This is a genomic window from Streptomyces sp. NPDC005784, assembly GCF_042871525.1.
Classification (GTDB): Bacteria; Actinomycetota; Actinomycetes; order Streptomycetales; family Streptomycetaceae; genus Streptomyces.
Genome location: NZ_JBIAIQ010000061.1, coordinates 1 through 19,976 on the forward strand (window position 1 = coordinate 1; position 19,976 = coordinate 19,976).

Below are 19,976 nucleotides of genomic sequence, written 5' to 3' on the forward strand. Positions count from 1 at the left end.
CTGAACTTCCTACGCTTCTGTGCCACGTGCTCTCTCCACCGTTCTGGACTTCAATCCTATGGGGACCGCTGTCCGAGAACCTCGGGGCGCCTCACAACCCGATGCAGTCGGCACTCGTTGCGGGCGCGTCAGACGGCTGCCACGTCACTTGCTGTCGGGCGTGGTTGGCCTCGGTTGGGGCCGCCGTACGAGGCCGCCCCAACCGAACGCCCCTAGAAGCGGGTTAGGAGTAGTCGCCGTGTCCGGCCCGGCGCAGGATGTCGCGTTCCCGGCCGGTCTGAGTGTCGGGTGAGTCCTCGTGGTCGATGACGATGGTGTCGCCGGCCGGTCGGGCTCGTACCTGGGCCCCGTAGTCGTCGGTCGCTTTCACCAGGAAGGCGTTCTGGTGGGCGGCGGGCCAGCTTTGGATCAGGTAGGACTCCACGACGTCGTCCGTGCTCTCGTCGACAGCCGTGTCCCTGCCGAGCGCGTGGACACGCAACCGGTAGGGACCTGGGCCCTGGGACGCCAGCGAGGGGAGATCAGCGGGATCGTCCATCATCGGTGTCACCAGCACTTCCCCGGAGGGGGAATGGCATGACATCTCAGCAATCTCTTCCCAGCCCGGAGCAGGGTCGGGTCGCTGTGAGTGCGTTTCAACCGTGACACGGACCCTGCCAGTGTGGATCCCGGTTGACACCTCGATGACGCCGCCGACAGCGGATACGAGCCCATTCTGGGTTGCGTCGAGGTCGTCGGCCACGGGCCCTTGCGGGTCTGCGATCTGGAAGAGGTGGTACTCGGCAGGTACCAGGGCTGTTGCTCGGGCTGGCTCATCGTTCACGGGGTTTTGTCTTCCGGTCTCGTCCGCCTGGGGTCTACCTGATCCATACCAGGAACCGGTCCCCGTCGAGGACGCGGCTGTAGGTGTAGAAGCCGTTGAGCGCCCGGCCCGCATCCGTATTCTGCGTGGCGTTGATCATCCTGCGGCTGAACGGGCCACCGCTGTAGCGGGCGCCCTGCCACGTGCTGGCGAAGGGGTACTCGTCGCACGATTTGCCTGAGGGGCGCGGCAGGCTGCTGGGGCAGGCTTTCCTGCGGTTCTCGGTGATCTTCGAGCCGTTCGTGAGCCGCGTCAGGTAGTTCGTCGTACCGTATTTGCCTGGAAGTCCGGTCGCCTGGGCGTCCTTGATGTGCTTGGCGAGCTCTGGCCACGGCCCTGTCAGGCTGTAGCTGATCACCGGAACGGCCTGGGTATTCACGCAGCCGACCTGACGAGGGGCACGAGGGGGTCCGGGTGGCACTCACGAGGCAGCCGGTCAGCTCCGTGGATTCGGTCCCCGCTCCTACTCCTCGATGAGGAGCTTCTCCCGCAGTTGGGCCAGCGTGCGGGCCAGCAGCCGGGAGACGTGCATCTGCGAGATGCCGACCTCCTGCGCGATCTGCGACTGGGTCATGTTGCCGAAGAAGCGAAGGAGCAGGATCCGCTTCTCCCGCGGGGGCAGATTCTCGAGCAGCGGCTTGAGCGACTCGCGGTACTCGACCCCCTCCAGCGCCTTGCCCTCGGCCCCCAGGGTGTCCGCGACCGCGGGGGACTCAGCGTCCGTGTCGGGGACGTCCAGGGACAGCGTGGAGTACGCGTTGGCGGACTCCAGACCCTCCAGGACCTCCCCTTCCGAGATGGCCAGCTTCTCGGCCAGCTCGTGGACCGTCGGGGAGCGCCCGTGCAACTGGGACAGCTCCGCGGTCGCCGTGGTCAGCGCGAGGCGCAGCTCCTGAAGACGGCGCGGGACGCGCACCGCCCACCCCTTGTCCCGGAAGTGCCGCTTGATCTCGCCGACCACCGTCGGCGTCGCGTACGTCGAGAACTCGACACCGCGCTCCGGGTCGAACCGGTCGACCGACTTGATCAGCCCGATCGTCGCGACCTGGGTCAGGTCGTCCAACGGCTCACCGCGGTTGCGGAAGCGGCGGGCCAGGTGCTCCACGAGCGGCAGATGCATGCGGACCAGCTGGTTGCGCAGCTCCGCGTACTCGGCGCTGCCGTCCTGCTGCTTGCGCAGCTCGATGAACATCGCCCGCGCCCCGCTGCGGTCCTGCGGGTCGTGCCGAATGCCGCGAGCGCCCGCCCCGTGCTGGACGACCGGCTCCTTCTTTACCTGTCGCTTGAGCCTGGCCAGTGCAGATTCGACATCCTGAGCCGTGGTCAGCGCTTGGCCGACTTCTTGTTCGCACGCCATCAGGGTCTCGCTCAGCGCGGCAGCATCGACCTCGTCCCGACGATCGTCCATCACTGCCTCCCTTCGCCCGTGTCGATGACGTCCAGTTCTCGCAGCTGCTCTCGTACGTCCTCCAGAGCCTGGCGTGCCCGGTATAGGTGCACGCGGGCCGTGGCCACCTGAATGTGCATCTCCTTGGCGGCATCCCCCAGCGGCTGTCCGGCAATCGCGCAGCGGCCCATCACTTCACGCTGTTTGTCGCTGAGCTGGACGATGCGTTCCAGCACCATGCGGTAGGCGCCGCGGGCATCCATCCAGGACGCCCAATCGATCTCCGGGCCGGCGTGATCGTGTGCATCGGTGTCGAAGCCGACCGACCCGGTTTCCTTCTGCAGGCGCAGGACTTCACGGACGACGGTGGTGCGTAGCCAGGCGGGCCAGTCCAGCACCGGTTCGAGATGTGTGGCGTGCCAGCGCCGCCAGCAGTGCAGGAAGGCTTCTTGGACGGCGTCGTCGGCTACAGCACGGCGTCCTCCCGAGATGAACATGGCCTGTGCCAGCAGCGGCCGATACCGCTGGCGGAACAGGGCATCGAATGCCTCTTCGGCGGGCGACGATGTCATGGGAGTTCCTGGGTGTCCAGGCTGACGCTCCAGGTGGTGCCGTCCTGATCGTTCACCTCGGCATGGCCTCCCCGCGCGGACAGTTCCCGCGCCATGGCGGCCATCGTCCGGGAACGGACATGTTCCCTCAGCAGGTACGCGGACGTTCGCACGACAACCCCCACCGCAGCGCCTATCCCCGTGCTCACTATCAACCAACTCCACAGCGTTGTCACGGCGTTGGCCTCCCGGGACTGGTTGTCGCAGTTACCAGGAAGAGGGAAACGGCGGCGAAAGCGTGTACACACACGTCCGGACACTGTGGAGCGGACGGTCGAGGCGTTCACCAACGGCCAGAATAGGTCGGCGCCTGAGCAGGCGTAGGAGCTGAACGAGATGATCCGTACGTGCATCTGTGATCACTAAATCTCACAGGCAGCCCCTGTCAGCCTCTGGGCCGGCGGGGGCTTCATTGTTTTCTAGTGGCCCGCTGTCAGCGGAGGGGGGAACGGTCAATTCCACGACCGGGAACCGGACAAATCACAGGAAGTTCGCGCCACGGATCTTGTGTGGCGCCTGTGAACCCATGAGGGTGGTCAGTGGTGAGACACGCATTCGATTTTTCATGGGGAAAAATGAAGGCACGTTTTATCGTCCCGCTTCTCGCGACGGGGGTCCTGCTGGTGCCAGCTGCTGCGGCGTCAGCTGCTCCGAGCGGCAACACGGGAAGAGCCGTTGCGAAGATTGCTGCCTTTCCCGTGTGGTGCAAGTTCCAGGGCGAGAAACCGTTCCAGGTCACCCATGGCGGCCCGCTGTATGCCCAGGGCCATTACTCGGGTTGCTCAACTCCGGCACCCGACCAGTGCCGGGCCCAGGTCGATCTTCAGGAGTACGTGCGCGACGGGTACTGGCGCGCGGTGAAGCACGAGGACAGCCTGTGGACGAGGTGCAGCGGGCGCTACACCACTCCGCCGCTCAGGTGCGTGCATGATGGAGAAAAGGAGACGTACAACACTCAGGTGACCTTGCAGGTCGAATACCACGGACGCTTCAGCGAGGCCGGAATCGCAGACACGGGCAACACCGTGATGGACTGCTGAAGTCCGTTCACCCGTAACGGCCTGCCGGATTGATCCGGTAGGCCGTTTTCGGCTTCGGTCGCACAGATGAAAGTGAGACAGCAGCATGCACGTTCATTTTGAAGCAGTAGACCCAGAGAAAATGATCAGGTTCTGGGGCAGCATCCCGGGTCATGGTGCGTACAGCGTTGGCAAAGCGGAATCTCCGGCCGTGCTACCGGTCGTCACCGTCCTTGTCGGAACGATCGCCGAACAGGTTGAGACGCTGATCGCCAAGGGCGCCTCTCTGGTAGAACCTCACGATTGTATGCACGCCCTGATGACGGATCCGGAGGGCAACAGGTTTATGGTGGTGCTCGACCCCGATCACGAAGAATGACGTTCTCCAGCGTGGATGCGGCCCGGCGTACGGCACTCGCCCTTCAAGGGCGCCGGGTGGACGATCCGGTGTGGGGCGCCTTCACCGTCGCTCCGACGTCGAGGCCGACGGAACCTGCTGGCCAATCCAGGTCGCTTTCTCGGCGGCAGGATGACGTTGGGAGACGGCCTGTACCCCTACGTGAATCGACGGCGACGCGAGGAGGCCGACAGCCAGCGCGGGTGAGGGACGTGCAGGAGGCCGCCGAGTAGGAGCGGGCAGCTCTGCGGTTCCCGCTCGCTGAGGCTGGGTGGCCTTCTGCGATCCAGTGCATGGATCCCGAGCTGCTGGAACGGATCACCGCGCGGCGAGCGGAACTGGACGAACTCGAAGAACAGTTGGCCAAGCAGTTGGCGGAGGTGCGGGCCGAGCGGGACGAACTTGCCGTCGCCGAGCGGGTCCTGGAGCGGGTGAGCGAACAACTCGCCGACGAGCGCGCCTCAGCCGCACCGATGCCCGGGCAGGTGGTGGACGGTCGGTGATGCTGATTCCGCACCGCGAGCCGGACCTGGTGGAGACCATGCTCCCGCCGGGCTACCAGCGCAGCCTCGCCGCTGTGCGGCAGGCTGCCGGCCCCGTCATGGCCCGCCAGGTCGGCGAGATGCTGGGAGTCGACGTCAGCGTGCGGGCCAAGCTGGAACCGCTGCGCGGGAGGCTGGTCAGACTCGTTGATCGCGGCTGGCTGCGCAAACTGCCCGACGGCCGGTTCACCACCCGCTTGTGACCGGGGACACTGTCGCCCGGAGCAGTCCGGCGCGAGCGTAACCGCGGTGCCTCCGAAGGCCGTTGGAATTGTGTGACGAAAACCAAAGGACGCGCCGAGGACACGAGCACGCTTGTCTACCAGTGCCGTCTGCCGCTCTCCACGCGCACCGTCAACCACCTCGCCGGTCTGCTGCGCCGCCATCTGAAGGCGATACGGTCCAGGTGGCGGATCCTGCCGCCCGGCCGGATCGCGGTGATCGCCCTGCTCGCAGCCCAGACACCGTGCCTGGACCGCGCCTTGAAGAGGGTCGCTAAGAGGTCCTAACAAAGGCGTTGGACGTGTCTGTGGGTGATGAGGCAGGTGGCGAGGCCGAGGAAGGCCTCGTGGATGTCGTCGCGTCGTTCCCAGCGGATGCGCAGGCGGCGGAAGCCGTGGAGCCAGGCGATGGTGCGCTCGACGACCCAGCGGAAGATGCCCAGGCCGGAGCCGTGGGGCTGTCCGCGTTCGGCGATCACGGGTCGGATGCCGCGGGCCCAGAGCAGGCGGCGGTACTTGTCGTGGTCGTAGCCGCGGTCGGCAAGCAGTGCATCAGGGCGTCGACGCGGTCGCCCGACGACGCCGGAAACCGCAGGGATCTTGTCGATCAGAGGCAGGAGTTGGGTGACGTCGTTACGGTTTCCGCCGGTCAGCGACACCGCGAGCGGGATGCCCTGGGCGTCGGTGACGACGTGGTGCTTACTGCCCGGCCGCGCGCGGTCGACCGGGCTGGGTCCGCTTTTGGGCCCCGCCGAGCGGCCCGCACATGCGAGGAGTCGATCACCGCCCGCGACCAGTCCAGCTGCTTCGCGGCCCGCAGCTTCCTCAGCAGCACCAGATGCAGTTGATCCCACACGCCGGCCTCGTTCCACGCGGCCAGACGCCGCCAGCAGGTCATGCCCGAGCCGAAGCCCAACTCCTGGGGCAGGTACTCCCATTGGATGCCGGTATGCAGCACGAACAGGATCCCGCACAAGGCCTGCCGGTCCGGCACCCGCGGTCTGCCCTCCACCAGCTTCGGTGCCGGCTCCGGCAGCAACGGCTCGATGAGCGACCACAGTTCATCCGACACGATCCACGGCCGCGACTGACGTGTTCCCACGCCCGGACCAACGACCACCCAAGCCGAAGGTCACATGATCAACAGCTTCTGTTAGGACCCCTAAGACAGGCGGGGAGGGGTCCTGATCGACGGCACCCTGATCCCCGCCCAACGTCGCACCGGCAACGCCAACCGACGGTGACCTCACGACGGCCGTCAAGGACCTGGCCCAGTTGCGCAAAGACGCCAAGGGCGGCAACGGCGAGGACTGCTACAACGCGGAGGCCGTCGTCGGCTACGACGCGGAGGCCGTCGTCGGCTACGACGTCACGAGCACGGCCAGCTACGACGTCGACCAGGAGCAGCAGGGCATCGAAGAAACGCGCTCCAACATCACCGCCCTGAAGGACGCGCAGGCGGCCCTCTCCGCTGACGGGCTACCCACGCTCCCCGGAGCCAGCACGGTACTCTGCCTGGCGCTGCTCGTCGTCAGGTGTCTTGCCCACGGCCCTGATGAAGCATTCCTCGGCACCGCGCACCGGAGCAGGATGACAGTCCTCCGCTGGCGCCCTGCTCCCGAGGCTGGCACCAAACTCGCCCGCCTCCGCCTCCTTCGCACTCATCTGAACGGTGCCACGGTGGGACACCTCGACCTTGTAGAACTTCTCACCCTTGGGAACGTCGGGGACAGCGACGTCGAAGACGCAGGTGTCGTAGTTCGGAGACTTGCTGTTGCCGAGATGGCCGGTGGCGATGACGTCGCCCTTGGCGCTGTACACGGTGACGGCGGCGCTGTAGTCGGCCAAACTGGCCGACTACAGCGCTCAGGACATGGAGCACCTGTCGGCTACCTGGATCGTCCGCGTCTGGCCGAACTGGAGGCTGGAGGGCGCGAGCGGTTCAGGAGAGCCAGTCGACGTAGCGGGTGGGGGCGAGGTGGGCGTCCTTGTCGGTGAGGACGTCACCCTTGACGACGGCAAACATGCTGGCGGTGGGGTCGGTGACAACGGTGCGGCCGTCGCCCTTGTGGGTGAGGGTGATCCGGCCCAGCTCGTCCAGGGAGAAGACCTCGGGCCCGGCGATGTTGCGAATGCCCCCCAGCGGGGCGCCCGCGGCGACTTCCGCCACCGCGTCGGCCACGTCCTTGGAGGCGATCGGCTGGATCGGCGTGGCGGGCAGCCGGACGGTGTCGCCGTCGGCGGTCCAGGACAGGACAGCGTCCATGAACTCCATGAACTGCGTCGCGCGGACGATCGAGTAGGGGACCGGCCCTGCCGCGAGAATGTCCTCCTGGAGCACCTTGGCCCGGTAGTAGTCCAGCTCCGGCACCTGGTCCGCGCCGACGATCGAGAGAACAACGAAGTGGCCGACGCCGCCCTTCTGGGCCGCGGCCAGAAGGTTGTCCATCGAGGTCTGGAAGAAGGCCGGGGAGGCTTCGTCGAAGGTCGGGGAGTTCGTCAGGTTGACGATGACGTCGGCCCCCGCCACCGCCTCGTCCAGTCCCTGGCCGCTGATGACGTCGATTCCGGTGGACTGCGAGTGCGGCACCGCCTCGTGCCCGACGGCGTTCAGATTCTTGACGACCTGAGACCCGATCAGCCCGGTACCGCCGATGACCGCGAACTTCATGAGATGCCTTTCGTCAGGGGCGTGTCCGAAATATGGCACAAAATCTGTATGCGGACGTTGATATGAGGTCAGGGTCGTACATCCGGCCAACGTGTTGCTCAACTGGCCAACTCCCGCACTCAGTGGCCAACTAGAACACTCAGTCACACCGGGCTCGGGGGCTGTTCGGGATGCGGCTGCTACAGATCGAACTCCAGGTGCTCGATGTCCGTGAAGCGCACCTTCTCCAGGCTTCCCGCGCGGCGGCCACCGTCCTGGAAGTACACCTCCCGCAGCACATCGCCCGCGATCTCCTTGAGCTCCTGGTCACCGGCGCCGGCCTCCTGGGCGTCGAAGAGACCTGCGGCGTAGCGGGGCGGCAGCATGATGGTCACAGACGCTCTTCTCCCGTACCCGAACCGTAGAACGGCCGAATGCCGCGAGGGTGTTGCGAACGCGGCGCGGTTCAGCGCCTGTGCCAAGCCAGGGGCGGTGTGACTTACCGCCCGCGCGGGTGAGTTGACCGCCGATTGTTGTACGGGCGGGATGCGAGCCCGCTACGAAGATCACAAACCGTCCGTGATCTTCGAGAGGAAAGTCCTCGTGCGTTTCACCCCCGCCGCCCGTACAGCTGCCGCCGCGCTGTCCGCGCTCGCCGTACTGCTCGCCCCCACCACCGCCCACGCCGCCGCCCCCGGCGACACCATCGCCATGCCCGTCCGCGACGCCCTCCAGGCGCTCTCCGTCCAGGACGAAAACCGGGCCGGCTACGAACGCACCAAATTCCGCCACTGGATCGACGCGGACCGCGACGGCTGCAACACCCGGCAGGAGGTCCTCAAGGCCGAAGCCGCCGTCGCCCCGCAACAGGGCCCAGGCTGTGCGCTCACCGGCGGAGAGTGGTACAGCCCCTACGACGACAAGTACTTCACCGACGCGCGCGCCCTCGACATCGACCACCTCGTCCCCCCTCGCCGAAGCCTGGGACAGCGGCGCCTCCGCCTGGACCGCCAAAGAACGCGAGGCCTACGCCAACGACCTGGGCGACGACCGCGCCCTCATCGCAGTCTCCGCCGCCAGCAACCGCAGCAAGGCCGACCAGGACCCCAGCACCTGGCAGCCGCCCGCCCAGGGCTACCGCTGCCAGTACGCAACCGACTGGGTCGCCGACAAGACCAGGTGGGGTCTGACCATCGACCCCACCGAACACGCCGCGCTCTCCGAGGTCCTCAGGAACTGCCCCGACCAGCCCATCACCGTCACCCTCGCCCGCTGACCCCCGCACCATCCCCCGCGGCCCGAGGTCCTCGCCCGGGGTCCGGGCCGGGCTGTACGCGACGCCGTCTCGCGGCCGAAGCGGTTGGCCTTCGCAGCGGAACCTGTCATCCGGTGCAGCCGCGGCCGCGTTCGCCAGCGCCCCTCACGACAGGCTGTCGATCATGGTCTTGGCGTCGGGACAGTTGACGTAGGGTGGAGCAACCGACGCGGGGTGGAGCAGCTCGGTAGCTCGCTGGGCTCATAACCCAGAGGTCGCAGGTTCAAATCCTGTCCCCGCTACTGATGTCTGAGGGGCCGGCACATTGTGTCGGCCCCTCAGACATGTCCAGCCCCGGGCGCACGGCGTTGCAGCATGCACGCCATGCGGGCCGAACTGCGCCGTGGGCACGAAGCGTCACGCGGAGTGCAGCGCCGACCGGCATTCATGCGCGCGAGCCGCCCACATCACCATGGCAGTGGTGCGGGCCAGCTCAATCACCGTTGCGAGTCGAGGCCAAACGAGAGAGCTACTGCCGTCCTCTTGAGCCACTGCGGCAAGGCGTCTTCATCACACGTCATGAATTACCCCGCCAGTCCACGACGGAGCGTATCCACATGCCTCGCTCAGCAGAATGCGGATCTCGGGACGGGTAAATGGCTGGTAAGACAGCATTGAGAGTCCCCGCCGGCCCAGTGAACGCCGAAGGGTCCTGTACGCCGCCGCGCAGGCCCCTGCCTGGTCTTCGGTTGTCGAGTGGCTACTTCGTCGGGTGCTCGAGCTGTCGCAGACGCTCACGGCCGCCACGGTCGCGGCCAGGACGAGAGCGCCGGCCGCTCACCCACATGCGTCTCTCCATGACGTGATCATGGCGCACCGTTCCGATCACCTACTGATCGGACGCAGCTACCGCACGCGTCGCAGCCTTTTGCGACGGGGTGCGGCCGTCAGTCGGAAGTCGTTGCCGCGCTCCCTCATCACTGTCACGTTGACGTTCCGAAAACTCCCGCTGTGCTTGAACCACCCGCGCTTGCTCTGCAAGGTCGCTGGATGCAGTGCGAGGCCGGATAGGTCGGGCCGAAGATCCCGGGCCCACTCGGTACCATCAGCATCCGAAAAGGCAACAAAGGCACGTTTGACCTTCTCGGCCGCAATGGTCCGTTCCGTCCCAGCCTCTTCCTCCCCCGGCCGGATGAATGGGGCGAGAGTAGAAGCCTTCAACACCCGGTTGCCGTTGTCTCGATCACACATCTCGATCACCAGGTAGAGCGCTGACACGGGTCGGTCGGCGAAGTTCGCCACCCGCGGCCTATAGCGCTGTTTCAACGCATCGACTTCCTCGAGCCAGCAGATGACCTTCTCCGCTTCCCGGCGCTCTTCCTTCCGGCGATCTCGAAGCAGGATGTAGAAGCCCAGCAGGAGTGACCCGCTCGTGAGGAACGCGCTCGCCCAGGCAGGGACCGTGCCCCAGTCCAGGTCGTGCACCCAGCCCAGTCCGCTCATGGCGGCATCCTTCCGTCAACATTGCCTGCACGAAACAGACTTGAGGCACTTCTGAGTGAGCGGTTCGTGAGGTGATGCCTGTTCGGGCTTGGCTACTGCTTCCGACTGAAGGCGCCGGGCTCGAGATGACGGCTGCCCATCGGTCCGATCAGCCGTGCTGCCTCCAAGAGCGCAGGCTGAAGCGGTCACCAGGTGACGTGAGTGGTCTCACGACCACAGCGAAAGCGTGACGGTGCCCATCGCGGCTGGGCCGCTTGGGCGGACACACCCACGAGATACGTGAGGACCGGTCAGTCACAGGACGAGGTCGGCTCCCTCCGGGAGGAGCATCCCGGACAGGAGGCTCTCCACCGCCTGCGACATGATGCGTTCGAATTCCCTGCCTGGGGGCGGGACTCAGGTACCCCAGGTGACCTGCTATTGCACAGCTGTGACAGTTGACGAACAGCTTCGGCATGCTCTGCCGGAAGACTTCTCTCATCGCGAAGGGGCGGCATACCGAGCGAACCGGTTCAGGTCCCGCATAAACGGCGGTCCGGCTCCCGCGAGACTTCTAGTCGCAGCGTCATCCATAGTCCTGGGGGAACCTCGATGTCCGCTCGTACCCGTCGGAGCACCGCAGCCGGCCTCACCGTCGGCGCCGCGGCGCTGCTCACGCTGAGCGGCGCGGCCGCCACCGCGATGGCCGCTTCGTCCTCCAGCGGCGAGGCCAAGGGCAGCGCCGCGATGGTCGCCGCCGCCGCGTCCGCCCACACGCTCACCGTGCCCAGGGGCCTGACCGTCAGCGACGGCACCCGCCAGGTCCTGGTCAACGGCAGGTCGATCGACTTCGGCACCATCGTCCGTGACCTGGCCTGGAATCCCAGCGGTACCAAGGCCGCCTTCATCGACGGTCACGGCAACCTGGACGTCGCCAACCCCGACGGCACCCACCGGGTGACCGTCGCCGCCAACCCCGGCGGGCAGACCTGGTCGCACCCCACCTGGCAGGTCACCGCGGTCGACAGGTCGAATCAGATCCCCGCGAAGAACAACCTCCTGTTCACCGCCAAGATCCACGGCAGCACCGTGCTGGAGGGTGTCAAGGCCACCAGCGACCATGGCAGGCCGGCCCGGATCAGCCTGAACGGTGACCCGGGCAGCGGCAACGTCCCGCAGACCGGCAACGCCTGGCCCAACGTCGGCGGGAAGTACGGGACTTCCGTCTACGAGAACACCCGCACCGGCGAGGTCTACATCCGCGACGACTACATCCGTCAGCAGGGCAGCGCGCTGACCAAGGGTTCCGAGCCCGCGCTCTCCCCCGACAACGAGGAGGTCGTCTTCGTCCGCTCGGTCCACGGGCACGATCACCTCTTCGTCGAGGACTTCGGCGGCTCCACCAACGTCGTCAAGGACGTCACCCCCAACGCCACCACCGACTACACCGAGCCCACCTGGTCGCCCAACGGCAAGACCATTGCCTTCCGTGCCCCCACCGGTACGTACACCATCACGAAGACCGCCCACGGCTTCGGCAAGCCCGTCAAGGTCTCCAACCACACCGGCCTGCCCGCCTACCGCGGCTGACAGCCACCCAACCGGCCGCCGGAGCGGGCGAGTTCAGCCTGGAGCTCCGGCAGGTGCTGGTCGGCCGTGTCATGCGGCAGGTACTCGACCACATCGAGAAAACGGAACAGGACCTGGGCCTTGGTGACGGCGAACTCGTAGTCGCCGTACCCCACCACGGCACCCATGTCCCCACGAACAGCGCCCCGGACGACATGGGCGGTCATGTCGTCCGGGCTTTGTGCCGTCAACCCCCGCCGCGCGTTGGGGCGTGCCAGATACGGGCAGACCATCGAGGCGTAGAGCATGCACGCGCGGTGCCCCGGAGCCTCCAGGGTCGCCGCCATGTTGCGGTACGGCCGCCCGGCGGAGAGCGCCTCGCGGATCGCGGCACTCTCCGCGGCACCGACCACCCGCCACACCGGTCCTCTGGGCATCAGGGTGTTGCAGACCGAGCACAGCCGCTGCCGCGCACACTCGACGCTGCGCCCGTAGTCAGTGAGCGCGAACTGGGGCTCGTCGCCCTCCCACGGGGTGATGGCGGGCACGGGATAGCCACGGCTGTCACGAGGTCTGGCCTCGACGGTCGCCGGCATGGGAACGGAATCGAATCGCACACCCCATGTTCAACCACGCCACCGCCCCACCGCGACCGTCCGCCGGAACTGACCTCGCCGGGATGGCGAGTTGAGGACGGCTCACGGCCGAGACCGAAGGCTCCGTCGCCTGCTCGCGCCCGGGCATGAGCGGGCCTCTTGGGTCGCATTGCCGTACAGATGTCCGTGCGGGTCGAACGTAGCGTGACGGACCGGCCACAACTGTCACGACCCGGCGGTCAGAGGGCGGGATCACACCGAGTGGACCGCCCGGCGGTGCATGATCACGTCTCCGAACCACTGAGGGGGACTTCATGCTGACCAGATTCCGGGGCGCTGTGGCTGCGGCCGTCATGGCAGGTGCGCTGCTGGCGCCGGTGGCCGTGGCCACCGATGCTGCGGCTGCGTCGTGCGCCCGGCACACGACGGGTGTGTGCAAGGCGAACTCGTCCCATCCGCGCGGGGCGACGGCGAAATGCAAGGACGGCACCTACTCCTACAGCGCCCACTTCCGGGGCACCTGCTCGCACCACCGGGGCGTCAAGTACTGGTACCGCTGATCGCCAGTTGCATGGAGCCCCGGGCCGCGTCCCGGGACCAGGGGCTCCGTGCAGCCCGGCGGTGCCGGTGTGCCGGACCGTGAGCTACCAGGTCTGGACGCTGGAGCCAGATGCGGACATCCACGATGTGCACGACGACTGGGCTCGGACCGCCAGGAGTTGATCAGTGGTCAACTGCCTGCATACACAGATTTCACCTCTCGAGGTCTACCCGCGTAGCCCCGCCGTGCGCTGTCATGTCCCCATCCCCGGGACACCCGCCGGGGCGAACAGTCGGAGACCCCATGCGCCCCCTCACACGCGTCGCCGCCAGCACCTCCGCCCTCACCCTCGCGGCCGCCGGCCTCGTCATCGGCACCGGCTCCGCGCCCGCCTTCGCCTCCGCCTGCTCCCAGTCCCGCCTTCCGCTCCCCGATGCGTCCTGCACTCCCGGCGCCTACAACCCGGACGTCACCCAGTCGACGATCGGCTCCACTATCTGTGTCTCCGGCTGGACCGCCACGGTGCGGCCGCCCACCTCCTACACCAACCCCCTAAAGGCGCAGGGCATCATCGACTACGGCTACGCGGACACCGCGATGGCCGACTACGAAGAGGACCACCTCGTCCCCCTCGAGCTCGGCGGCGCACCCCGCGACCCGGGGAACCTGTGGCCCGAGCCGTACGCGGGAACCAAGACCGCGACCACGAAGGACGGCGTGGAGACGAAGCTGAAGAACGCCGTGTGCAAGGGCACCATCACCCTCTCCGCCGCCCGCTCGGCCATCCGCAACAACTGGACAACCGCACTCTCGGTGACCGGAATCGGCTGACCCCGGCGGCGCGCGAAGCCTCTGCAAGGGGCACGGGAAAGGAGCGGAACGTGCCCAGGCTTCGTTACAGCGTGACCGACCACGGCCGCTGAAGAGGGTGGTCTCGGTGTCGGGGATGATCGCTACCGCGGCGCCATAGACGGGCAGTTCGCCAACCGTGTTGAGACGGTCACGGATCCCCTCCAGCCTGTCCCACAGGCAGCGGGGGCCGCCCTGATGGACCATCGGCGACTGACGAGGACCGTCCGCGTGGGCCCGTGCGCAGAAGCCGTCAGGGTGCGCCATCCAGTGTCGGCGTCGGCGAACCCGGGTTCTGGATCGCTTTCAGTGCCCGGGCCACGGAGGGGTACCGAAACCTTGATCATGAACAGCTCGCGCGCTGGAGAGGGCCCGCTTGCGGAGCAGGTCGAAGTTGGCTCGGTCGTGCCTCTTCAGCATCTTGATCTTGTTGTTGTGGCCCTCGACGACACCGGAGCTGTAGCAAAGGCTGGTTGAGGGCGTCGGCGACGAGTCCGGTTTCGGCGAAGTCGGCGCCCCGGCGCGCTGTCCGCCGCTGAAGTCGCCCCAGCCGCCTGCTCGGCTACCCTGCGCCGTGCCTCAGCCGAGGCCGAGGGTGCTGAGCGCAGTAGTCCAGTCGGTGACGATCGCGCGCTGAGCGGAGGCGAGGGTGATCTTGTTGGCGCAGACCGCGGTGTGCAGTTTCGTCTCCACCGGGTCCTTCCCGTTGTTGACCCCGCCGCCCGCCTTGTGGCCCGGGTCTGGCGGCTCGACCCACAGGTTCCGGGGATCGTTGGGGTCGCCGCCGAGTTGCAGGCTGATGAGGTGGTCGTACTCGGCATCGCGCATGGAGCCCTTGTAGCCGTACGAGGCCGCGTTCAGCGCTTTCTCCTTGCTGGTGACGGATGTGGAGGGCCGGATGCCGGAGGTGTACCCGCCCTTGCGGCAGATCGTGGACTTCAGGTTTGACTGCGTGACCGCCGGAGAGATTGCACCCGGCGTGCACGCCGGGTCCTCCAGCGGCTCCCCTTTCTCGTACCGGAAATGGCAACTCCCGGCTGGAGGCTGTTTCTGGACGGTGTAGGTGGTCTGCGGGCCGGCCCCGACCGCGATCTCCCGGTCCGCGCCGCCGCCTGCGCCCGTGCCCGACGGCCGCGTGGCCAAAGTCCCGGTCGGCGACGCGGTCGATCCACTCGTCGCGGCCGGGGTGCAGCCCGCCAGGAACACGGCGGCGAACAGCACGGATGACGCGGCGCGGTAACTGGAGCGCATGACGACCCCTCACGAGCAGTTGATGGCTGGGCACATACTGCCCGGCCAGCGCATCAGCACACCGGCCGGGGCCCGCGCAATGCAGCACGGCACGATGCGGGGGCGCCACGGCGCAGTCCAACGCCTGCATAGTTCCCCGGCCTCAGGGCGAGCGAGGTCTCCACGCCGTCCTTGGTCGTCGCGGTCTTGGTTCCCGCGTACGGCTCTGGCCGCAGTTCCGGACGCTGTTGGTGATCTTCATCTGCACCCGGGCGCGTGCGGGGCGGGACTGGTCTCACAGACTCGGCATCAGATCGGTCAGCGGAAATGCCCTCACATCCTCAGGAGGGCGCGACAGGTGCAGCGTGGTGTGGAAGTAGCCGTCAGCCTCCTTCCCATACGGGTCCTCGCCGCCTGCGGTCACCGCTTGGATGGCGTACCGCTGTTCATCCGCGTCTGTGAAGCGTCGTTGCGGGAAGGTGTGCGTGGTGGCCTTCTCGGTGACCAGGCCGTGTGAGGCCAGGCATGCTGCGATGGACGCGTACGAGGTCGTGCGCAGCACGAAGGCCGCAACCCACGCCGGGATGTGGACACCGGCCAGGAGCCGCTGGAAAGTGCGGTCAGACAGGAAGGTCGCCCCTCCGGTGATCGTGATCAGCCGGGTGTGCCGCGCGGCGCGGAGCAGGGCAGGGGAAGGAGGCGCGGTTTCGAGGTTCTCGGCGAAGCCTTCGTCCAGCAGGCCGGCCGCGCGTGCGTAGGAGATGGCGTTCGCTGACATATCGAGTCCGATCACCCGTGCGACGTCATGGCGTCGACGAGCCGCGTAGTAGCTGCGGTCCCACTTGATCAGCTCGGCTGTGGTGAGCTCGGTGGCCTGCGGTGACGTGTAGTGGGAGTAGAGGTCGTCCAGTGTCACCTCATGGTTGATGAGGGCCGCGTTGATGCCGTACGAGCAGCAGATGTCCAGCACTGTTACCGGTTCTGCCGTGCGGACTGTCTGACCGCAGGCCGTGAGCGCCCGCCGGAAGATGTTCTGTCCGTGATGGGGCACCTGGTAATCCAGTGGGCCCAACGCCCGGAAATAGGCCCGCGGATCCGGCTGATCGTAGATGTGGTCGAACGACGTCATGCCCGATGGGACGTGAGTCCGCGACGTCCGCGCGTCGCCGGCAGCCGATGCTTCCATGCCCGTGTTCCGCGCACTGCTCATCCGGGTTCTCCTCACGCAGTCCAGGTCTACCGTCCCGTCAGAGTCAGCGACTCCAGTGGGCTATGGGAACAAGACGGGAGGAAGACCAGCCATACGCCGCAGCAGGCAAGGTGAAGATCACCAACAGCATCAGTTCCGTGAAGGCTCGTGGCTGCCAGATCAGATGGAGTTCTCGCGAATCAGCTCGATCCAGACCGACTGACAATCCTCAGCCGCGACCGCATGGTCGAGGCGTCGCGCGGCGTCCACGACAAGCTCCACGCATGCATGGAGACGGTCGTAGTGGCGGACATGGTCCGCTTCTGAAGCCGTGTATGCAGGTCCCTCGACCTTCCGGAGGATCTGGATCGCCGCGCTCCAACGCCAGGCAGTCTCGACGTACTGGGCAGCCGAGGAGCTGAAGAATGCGACCGCCGGTTTGTGCAGGCCTGCATGGTAGGGCCGGAGGACCTCTGGGATGTCGTCGACTGTGATCGGTGCGGGGAGAAGACACAGGACACGGCCATCGCCGGGAACCACGCCGACGACGAAACTGTCCTCGCTGGACCCCCAGAATCCCAGGTCGTAGAGCCGCTGGCCGTCCTTAACCAGCCGGCGCTCGTGCTCGCCTGCCACATTTGGTACCCGGACGGGATCCGGTCCGGCCTGCGGTCTGGGCGTGAAGAGCGGCAGTTGCGGCAGGCCCCACTCGCCCAGGGCAAACCGGTCGCCCTGGGGGATGTCCCACTCCTGAGCTACCCCGACGGACAGTGGCCGATCCTCAGTGGCGACCAACCGCGCCAGCGGCTGCGACAGCACGAACCGCAGTTCGTCCTCCACCGCCGCCCACTTGTCTCCGCGCTCGTTCCTCACAACCTGCAGCATCCCTTGGCGCGCCAGCCCAACTCAAGATCGTTAACGAAACGCGGTCAGAGCCAAATTTCGAGATCGGCATCAAGGAGGCCTCCGAGTAGGCAGCCGCCCAGACGCTGGGGGCTGTGCGCCCGCACGCATACGGCCGGGCCCGCCACTTCGGCCGGTTGGCCGTCCGCGGGAGGGGCTGGTCCAGGCGCTGTGCTCGGCTGTCTCCCCGATGCCGGAGGCCCCCGCTGTGTGGGAGTAGAGGCCTGGTGTACTGCGAGCTTGGAGTGGAAGCCGGATGAGGCCTTCTCCCGGGCCTTCACCGCCTACGCGGTCACGCCTGACCGCTGGCCGTTCCTCGCGAGCCAAACCGGCATTGCGGCACGCAGTGCTGGTGCGCCGGCCGGGCTGGTGCAGGAGCGAGTGTCAGTCTTGTTCGCCGGGGTGCGTGTCCGTGTACATGGTGGTGTAGTCCTGCACGGGCATGGCCATGTCCGCGGCGTAGTCGGCGCGTGCCTGGCGGTCCGCTTCGGTGATGTCGGGGTGTACGGGGGGTGTGTGGGGTGCGGGCCAGAGTTGGACCAGGTGGCGTTCTCCGTGGTCGCCGATGCCGGGTTCGGGGTCGTCGGCGTGGCAGTACAGGCGCATCCGCACCCAGTGCGACCCGTCGGACGGGAACGGGAACTCCAGGGGGGGTTCCTCGTCCGGCCACGCGTCGAGGATGTCGCCCTGTTCGAGGGTCGCGACGTGGAGGGCGGGGAGGTCGGCCCGCAGGCTGATCTCCTCGGCGGGCTCCCACTCGGCGCCGGTTTCGGGTGCCGGCAAGGTGTCGTGGAGCTGGATGGTCAGCTGGAGGGGGCCGGTGTCGGTGGTGGTGAGGACGACGGCGCCGGCGTCGGTGGCCGGGCCGCAGCGCCAGCCGAAGGGCATCTCTTGGGGGTACTCGTGGTCGTCGGTGAAGCCGATCAGGTAGCCGCCTTCGCCGAGGTCGACGGTGAACGAGGATGCACGGACCAGCATGCGGAGTCTCCTTGAACGGGGCAGGGTGCCCCCTCCCGGCGATGCGGGAAGGGGCACCCAAGTCTTGCGGTCACTGTCGTGGTGCTCAGGCGATCACGTAGAACGGGTCGTGATCCATGACGTGCATCTGGCCGCGCCATGCGGTGATGCGTCCGCCCTGGGACTTGTTCTCATTCACCTTGACCCAGGTGATCTCCCTCTGGGCGGCAGCAAGGGCGGTGCCGCCCTCGTAGGTGGAAGCGAACGGGTACTCGTCACACGAGGTGCGGCCGGCGCGCCGCATGTCCGCCGGCGCGGTCCGCGGGCACACCGCGGCCCGGTTGCGGGCCTCCTGCGTCCTGTTGATCATCCAGTGCAGGGGCTTGCCGCCGTTCGGGTCGCCGTAATGGCCGCCGCGGGAGCGGAGGTTGCGGATGCCCTCGTCGATCCGGGCCAGGCCGACCATGCTCACCCCGGTGGGCGCTTCGGGGATGGCGCATCCGGACCGGCTGGCCCGGGTGCTGCCGTAGTAGTTGTCGCACCGGTAGACGGCGGAGGCGTAGGAGACGCCGGCGGGGCTGTAGCCGGCCTTGGTGAAGGTGTAGCCGTAGGTGGTCTTCGCCTTGGGGTTGATCTTCTTCGGGGCGATCGCAGCGGTCTTGTAGTCGACGCTGCCGCTGGCCGCGCTGTCGAGGGTGTGGCCCTGCTGGAAGTGCACGGTGGCACGGGTGCCGCCGCCGGAGGTGGCGGAGAACTTGACGGCCACGCCCCTGCCCTGGCCGGTGGTCGCCGCCTTGGAGATGGTGAACTTCTCACTCCAGTTGGCGGAGTTGGTCTTGAGCGTCATCTGGTGCTTGACGCTGAAGTCGGCGGTGCCCTCAAGGACCGGGCTCCCGTTGACGACTTTCACGACGTCGAGATGGACGGTGACCCATTCGCACTCGCTGAAGCGGTTGACCGTGACGCGGTTGACGGTGCAGGACGCATTCACGGCCTGGCTGGCCAGAGCGCTCGCCCGGGACCCGGGCCGGCCGATGGTGACGCGCAGCTGTCCGACACCCGACTGGCCGGCCGCAGCTAACGCTGACGGAGCGGCGGCTGTCACCAGCAGCCCCAGCGCCACGGCCCCCGTCGTGAGCAGCTTTCTCGATTTCACGTTGTACCCCCGGTTGTTGGTCTCAACCAACGGAGGCACAACGTCAACTCACGCGTACCCCCGTCGCGTTGACGCCATCCAAGCACCAGCAACGTAAAGACTGCACACCGTTTTGGTCTGTTTCAGTCACAGGTGAGCGGGTGTCACGCATTGACAGGCGATATTGCCGAGACCGGCACCGCGCTCCCCGTAGACGAGTGATGCGACCGGACCACTGGCACCCTGCCGTCTGTGGACAACGCCGAAGTGAATCGCCCCGGGTTTGCTGGAACCCCACGCTTCCGGCCGCTGACGGACGGCTGCTTTACGGTTGCGGCGATATCTGGATTTGGCTCCGCCCGCAGTTCCGTGATTGGGCCTGTCGTCAAGGTCTGAGCGGCGGCACGGGCCAGGAATGTCCATCTGGTCAGCTGTTTGCTGGCCTTCCGGCCATCACGTAGTCGTGATATTCGACCTGGACCACACCGGTGTTGACCCACCTTCCGTGTCTTGCCCCTGTGAAGCTCCCCCTTTGACCTGGACAGCCTGATACTGGGACGGAAGGTTCCGGAGGAAGCAGT

General features: G+C 67.0%; 20 protein-coding genes, 1 tRNA gene and 4 pseudogenes. 10 read left to right on the plus strand and 15 right to left on the minus strand.

The window, feature by feature from the left end; translation table 11 throughout:
• Positions 1 to 223: 223 nt before the first annotated feature.
• From ACFYR3_RS42555 to ACFYR3_RS42570, 4 genes are all read right to left on the minus strand, one after another.
• On the minus strand, positions 224 to 550 hold the full coding sequence (locus ACFYR3_RS42555; protein ID WP_389287623.1) for a hypothetical protein: 327 nt from the start codon (positions 548 to 550) through the stop codon (positions 224 to 226).
• Between the two features lie 307 nt (positions 551 to 857).
• Entirely contained in the window at positions 858 to 1,241 is a 384-nt protein-coding gene (locus tag ACFYR3_RS42560) for a NucA/NucB deoxyribonuclease domain-containing protein (RefSeq protein WP_389287625.1), read from the minus strand.
• A gap of 84 nt (positions 1,242 to 1,325) precedes the next feature.
• Complete coding sequence (locus ACFYR3_RS42565; RefSeq protein WP_389287627.1) at positions 1,326 to 2,270, minus strand: RNA polymerase sigma factor SigF; 945 nt, start codon at positions 2,268 to 2,270, stop codon at positions 1,326 to 1,328.
• On the minus strand, positions 2,270 to 2,821 hold the full coding sequence (locus tag ACFYR3_RS42570) for an RNA polymerase sigma factor (protein WP_389287629.1): 552 nt from the start codon (positions 2,819 to 2,821) through the stop codon (positions 2,270 to 2,272). The genes ACFYR3_RS42565 and ACFYR3_RS42570 overlap by 1 nt, the downstream gene beginning before the upstream one ends.
• A gap of 581 nt (positions 2,822 to 3,402) precedes the next feature.
• Here ACFYR3_RS42570 and ACFYR3_RS42575 point away from each other — a divergent pair.
• The 5 genes and pseudogenes from ACFYR3_RS42575 to ACFYR3_RS42595 form a co-directional block, all read left to right on the plus strand.
• Positions 3,403 to 3,900: a hypothetical protein gene (locus tag ACFYR3_RS42575; RefSeq protein ID WP_389287631.1), complete on the plus strand. Its 498-nt coding sequence runs from the start codon at positions 3,403 to 3,405 to the stop codon at positions 3,898 to 3,900.
• A gap of 121 nt (positions 3,901 to 4,021) precedes the next feature.
• Positions 4,022 to 4,258 carry a VOC family protein gene (locus ACFYR3_RS42580; protein WP_389287633.1) on the plus strand — a complete coding sequence of 79 codons (237 nt, stop codon included), beginning with the start codon at positions 4,022 to 4,024 and terminating at the stop codon, positions 4,256 to 4,258.
• 311 nt (positions 4,259 to 4,569) lie between these two features.
• Positions 4,570 to 4,779, plus strand: coding sequence for a hypothetical protein (locus ACFYR3_RS42585; RefSeq protein WP_389287635.1), 210 nt, complete (start codon positions 4,570 to 4,572; stop codon positions 4,777 to 4,779).
• On the plus strand, positions 4,779 to 5,021 hold the full coding sequence (locus ACFYR3_RS42590) for a hypothetical protein (RefSeq protein ID WP_389287637.1): 243 nt from the start codon (positions 4,779 to 4,781) through the stop codon (positions 5,019 to 5,021). The genes ACFYR3_RS42585 and ACFYR3_RS42590 overlap by 1 nt, the downstream gene beginning before the upstream one ends.
• Positions 5,022 to 5,093: 72 nt before the next feature.
• A pseudogene (locus tag ACFYR3_RS42595) lies at positions 5,094 to 5,267 on the plus strand (IS5/IS1182 family transposase); the annotation flags it as partial.
• Between the two features lie 56 nt (positions 5,268 to 5,323).
• On the opposite strand, the pseudogene ACFYR3_RS42600 reads toward ACFYR3_RS42595, so the two are convergent.
• From ACFYR3_RS42600 to ACFYR3_RS42615, 4 genes and pseudogenes are all read right to left on the minus strand, one after another.
• Positions 5,324 to 6,159: pseudogene (locus ACFYR3_RS42600) on the minus strand (IS5 family transposase).
• Between the two features lie 359 nt (positions 6,160 to 6,518).
• Complete coding sequence (locus tag ACFYR3_RS42605; RefSeq protein ID WP_355857278.1) at positions 6,519 to 6,887, minus strand: hypothetical protein; 369 nt, start codon at positions 6,885 to 6,887, stop codon at positions 6,519 to 6,521.
• A gap of 94 nt (positions 6,888 to 6,981) precedes the next feature.
• Positions 6,982 to 7,710 carry an SDR family oxidoreductase gene (locus ACFYR3_RS42610; RefSeq protein ID WP_389287639.1) on the minus strand — a complete coding sequence of 243 codons (729 nt, stop codon included), beginning with the start codon at positions 7,708 to 7,710 and terminating at the stop codon, positions 6,982 to 6,984.
• Positions 7,711 to 7,889: 179 nt separating this feature from the next.
• Positions 7,890 to 8,084 (minus strand): annotated as a pseudogene (locus ACFYR3_RS42615) (XRE family transcriptional regulator); the annotation flags it as partial.
• 208 nt (positions 8,085 to 8,292) lie between these two features.
• Here ACFYR3_RS42615 and ACFYR3_RS42620 point away from each other — a divergent pair.
• Positions 8,293 to 8,965 (plus strand): annotated as a pseudogene (locus ACFYR3_RS42620) (HNH endonuclease family protein).
• 207 nt (positions 8,966 to 9,172) lie between these two features.
• A tRNA-Met gene (locus ACFYR3_RS42625) sits at positions 9,173 to 9,246 on the plus strand.
• A gap of 604 nt (positions 9,247 to 9,850) precedes the next feature.
• On the opposite strand, the gene ACFYR3_RS42630 is transcribed toward ACFYR3_RS42625, so the two are convergent.
• Positions 9,851 to 10,447: a hypothetical protein gene (locus tag ACFYR3_RS42630; RefSeq protein ID WP_355857283.1), complete on the minus strand. Its 597-nt coding sequence runs from the start codon at positions 10,445 to 10,447 to the stop codon at positions 9,851 to 9,853.
• 591 nt (positions 10,448 to 11,038) lie between these two features.
• Here ACFYR3_RS42630 and ACFYR3_RS42635 point away from each other — a divergent pair.
• Positions 11,039 to 12,016 carry a TolB family protein gene (locus ACFYR3_RS42635; RefSeq protein WP_389287641.1) on the plus strand — a complete coding sequence of 326 codons (978 nt, stop codon included), beginning with the start codon at positions 11,039 to 11,041 and terminating at the stop codon, positions 12,014 to 12,016.
• Here the strand turns inward: ACFYR3_RS42635 and ACFYR3_RS42640 are convergent.
• Positions 12,004 to 12,591, minus strand: coding sequence for a hypothetical protein (locus ACFYR3_RS42640; protein ID WP_389287643.1), 588 nt, complete (start codon positions 12,589 to 12,591; stop codon positions 12,004 to 12,006). The genes ACFYR3_RS42635 and ACFYR3_RS42640 overlap by 13 nt on opposite strands.
• Before the next feature lie 314 nt (positions 12,592 to 12,905).
• Here ACFYR3_RS42640 and ACFYR3_RS42645 point away from each other — a divergent pair, with 314 nt between their 5' ends.
• Positions 12,906 to 13,151 carry a DUF3761 domain-containing protein gene (locus ACFYR3_RS42645; protein ID WP_355857291.1) on the plus strand — a complete coding sequence of 82 codons (246 nt, stop codon included), beginning with the start codon at positions 12,906 to 12,908 and terminating at the stop codon, positions 13,149 to 13,151.
• Between the two features lie 284 nt (positions 13,152 to 13,435).
• Complete coding sequence (locus tag ACFYR3_RS42650) at positions 13,436 to 13,963, plus strand: hypothetical protein (protein ID WP_355857294.1); 528 nt, start codon at positions 13,436 to 13,438, stop codon at positions 13,961 to 13,963.
• Between the two features lie 597 nt (positions 13,964 to 14,560).
• Here ACFYR3_RS42650 and ACFYR3_RS42655 read toward each other — a convergent pair.
• From ACFYR3_RS42655 to ACFYR3_RS42675, 5 genes are all read right to left on the minus strand, one after another.
• Positions 14,561 to 15,232 (minus strand): hypothetical protein, encoded by a 672-nt coding sequence (locus tag ACFYR3_RS42655; RefSeq protein WP_355857297.1) that lies wholly within the window; start codon positions 15,230 to 15,232, stop codon positions 14,561 to 14,563.
• Positions 15,233 to 15,506: 274 nt separating this feature from the next.
• Entirely contained in the window at positions 15,507 to 16,421 is a 915-nt protein-coding gene (locus tag ACFYR3_RS42660; protein ID WP_389287646.1) for a hypothetical protein, read from the minus strand.
• Between the two features lie 159 nt (positions 16,422 to 16,580).
• Complete coding sequence (locus tag ACFYR3_RS42665) at positions 16,581 to 17,273, minus strand: SUKH-4 family immunity protein (RefSeq protein WP_355857303.1); 693 nt, start codon at positions 17,271 to 17,273, stop codon at positions 16,581 to 16,583.
• Positions 17,274 to 17,687: 414 nt separating this feature from the next.
• On the minus strand, positions 17,688 to 18,281 hold the full coding sequence (locus ACFYR3_RS42670) for a hypothetical protein (protein ID WP_355857306.1): 594 nt from the start codon (positions 18,279 to 18,281) through the stop codon (positions 17,688 to 17,690).
• Between the two features lie 85 nt (positions 18,282 to 18,366).
• Complete coding sequence (locus ACFYR3_RS42675) at positions 18,367 to 19,416, minus strand: NucA/NucB deoxyribonuclease domain-containing protein (protein ID WP_389287648.1); 1,050 nt, start codon at positions 19,414 to 19,416, stop codon at positions 18,367 to 18,369.
• Between the last annotated feature and the right edge of the window lie 560 nt (positions 19,417 to 19,976).